Genomic DNA, 2615 nt, shown 5'->3' with positions numbered 1-2615 from the left:
TGCGTATTCCGGCGAAGTTGAACAGCCATTCCGGCCAACGTGAACACCCTGATCCTTAACGCGCTCACGTCACCCCGTTTCTAACTCGAGTGTTCAGATTGGGTCAACTCACTTCTCCTCTTTCTCATCGATTCTCCCTTCAGTGACAGCCGGTGAGCGTTGTGCATCAGCCGGTCCAGGATCGCATCTGCCAGAGTGTTGTCCCCCAAGCTCGCGTACCACTCTTCCGTTGGCAGCTGACTGACCACGACCGTCGAGTATTTCCCGTACCGATCATCCATGATCTCCAGCAGGGCGTTGCGCTGCTCGGCATTCACCGCTTCCAGTCCCCAGTCATCCAGGATCAGCAGCTCTATCCTTGCCAGTTGACCCAGCAGTCTGGCGTAACTGCCATCTACCTTGGCCTGGCTCAGCTCAAGTAGCAGACGCGGCAGCCGGTAGTAACGAGTGCTGTGCCCCTGCTGACAGGCTTGGTAGCCCAGCGCACAGGCTAGGTAGGTTTTTCCGCAGCCACAGGGGCCGGTAATGAGCAGGTTCTGGCCCCGGCGCAGCCACTCTCCTTGGGCCAGGTTTGCCACCTGTGACCGCTCCAGGTTGCGTGCAGACTGGTAGTCCACCTCTTGCACCGTGGCCTGGAGTTTGAGCCTCGCCTGCTTGACCAGCCGAGCTTGTTTACGCTGCTCCCGGCTCAGTTGTTCGTGTTCGACCAGCAGGCTTAGCCGCTCGATGAAGGGCAGCCCTTCGTAGGTACTTGCCTGTTCCAGTTGTTGTTGCACGGCATCCGCCATGCCGGTCAGTTTCAGGTGTCTCAAGCGGGTCAGCGTTTGTTGGGTCATGGGACGTATCCTCTTTAGTGGAAGCTCTGGGGGCCACGGATGTTCTCGTGCTCTTGCGGTAACTCTGGGTAGCTCAGCGGGCTTGCGGGCAGTTGGTCGCGGCCACTGGTCAGCACCGACTTGAGCTGTTTGAGTCGCACCAGACCTTCCCGGTTGGCCAACTGGCAACAGGCTTCAACCCGTGATGGCGGATATTCCCGGCTAAGACTCAGCAGCCCCAGGCAGAGTCGGTATGCCTGCTCGGCATGGGCTTTCTCTTCCAACCGTTCGCTAACCCAGCACAAGGTGCTCGGTCCGATGTCAGCAGCCCACTGTTTAAGACGCCCTGGCGTCCAGCGTTGCTGCTTGCTGTGACGTTCCGGCATGTGCTCAGGGAGCGTGCTCATCCCCGGGATGGTTTTACGTGGATGGCTCGCGACCAGCTGTTGCTGGTGATAGACCTGAAGCAGTGTGTCGCCTGCATGGAGCTCCAGTTGCTGACCCACATACTGGTGTGGCACCGAGTAATGGTGCTGCTCATAGCTGACGTGATAGTCGATGTTGACCTTGACCGTTTTGATGGCGACATAGCGATAGGGATGCACCGGTAGTGACCCCAGTGCCGGGCGGTCCAACTGCTCAAACGCCTCGCGTCGGTTACCGGGCAGCTGCTTGAACGGGCGCTCGTTGAGCTCATTCAACAAAGCCCGGATGCACTGGTTTAGCTCGGCAAGCGAGAAGAAGGTCTGATGGCGTAGACGAGCCAGGATCCAGCGCTCGACGATCTGCACACCCACCTCGGCCTTGGCTTTGTCCTTAGGCTTGTAAGGGCGAGCTGGCATCACCGCCACCTGATAGTGCTCGGCCAACTGCTGGTAGCTGGGGTTGAGCTCGGGATCGTATCGGCAAGCCTTGCTGACACCGCTCTTGAGGTTGTCGGGGATCAGCAGTACCGGTGTCCCGCCGAAAAACTCAAAGGCACGGACATGGCTTTGCAGCCAGTCCGGCAGTGACTGGGACCAGGTGGCCTCGGCAAAGGTGTAGTTGGACGCACCGAGCACGGCGACAAAGACTTGTGCCTGACGGACCTCACCCGTAGTCGGCGACACGATGGGCACCGTGGGCCCGCAGTAGTCGATAAAGAGCTTTTCCCCCGCCTTGTGGATCTGGCGCATGGAGCGCTTTTGCAACTGACACCAGGACTTGTAACGGTCACAGAACTGGGAGTAGCTGTAACAGCTATTGGGATAGCGCTGGGTGTACTCCTCCCAGAGCAGCTGTTTGGAGACCCCCTTGCGCTTGAGCTCCTGATGGACAGAGGGCCAATCCGGCACAACATGGCGGGCCGAGATGGTGGTATCGGCCTGCGGATAGAACAGGGCAGCCAGTCGGCCATCATCAAGCTCGGTAGGTAAGGGCCAGGTAAGGCCGAGCGCCTGGGCACTTTTGAGGAGTTTCTGGATGGAGCCGACACTGACCTTGGTACAGATACTGATTTGGCGAACAGAGAGGTCAGCTTCCAGCCGCAGTCGCAGCACTTCACGAATTTTACGCATTGCAATCCTCTTGGCAGACATAGGCTCTTCCCTGGCAAAAGGGAGAGCGTATCAAAGGTTTTTAAATCAATGCGTTAAGGATGATTCCGGTGAATGTGAACAGTGATTCCGGGATGTTGAACACTGTTTCCGGAAAGGAGGGGCGAAGTGTTCAGGTTGAACCGGAATGAGCGTTCACATTGGTCCGGAAATGGTGTTCACGTTGAATCGGAATTGGTGTTCATGATCGGCCGGAATATGCACC

The 2615-nt window shown here is 57.9% G+C and carries 2 protein-coding genes; both read right to left on the bottom strand.

Annotated elements, in window-relative coordinates:
- Positions 1–80: 80 nt before the first annotated feature.
- Positions 81–836 carry an IS21-like element ISAs29 family helper ATPase IstB gene (istB, locus tag AB5Y54_RS16025; protein WP_000194037.1) on the bottom strand — a complete coding sequence of 252 codons (756 nt, stop codon included), beginning with the start codon at positions 834–836 and terminating at the stop codon, positions 81–83.
- Between the two features lie 14 nt (positions 837–850).
- Positions 851–2392: an IS21-like element ISAs29 family transposase gene (gene istA, locus AB5Y54_RS16020; protein ID WP_368154006.1), complete on the bottom strand. Its 1542-nt coding sequence runs from the start codon at positions 2390–2392 to the stop codon at positions 851–853.
- Between the last annotated feature and the right edge of the window lie 223 nt (positions 2393–2615).

The organism is Aeromonas sp. s9 (assembly GCF_040907765.1).
Classification (GTDB): domain Bacteria; phylum Pseudomonadota; class Gammaproteobacteria; order Enterobacterales; family Aeromonadaceae; genus Aeromonas; species Aeromonas caviae.
Note: the sequence above shows the minus strand (reverse complement) of the source record. Positions and strands in the feature narration are given on the sequence as shown.

Excerpts from the sequence above, each read along its gene's own strand:
- istB (WP_000194037.1), bottom strand. The coding sequence starts at position 836 with ATGACCCAACAAACGCTGACCCGCTTGAGACACCTGAAACTGACCGGC.
- istA (WP_368154006.1), bottom strand. The coding sequence starts at position 2,392 with ATGTCTGCCAAGAGGATTGCAATGCGTAAAATTCGTGAAGTGCTGCGA.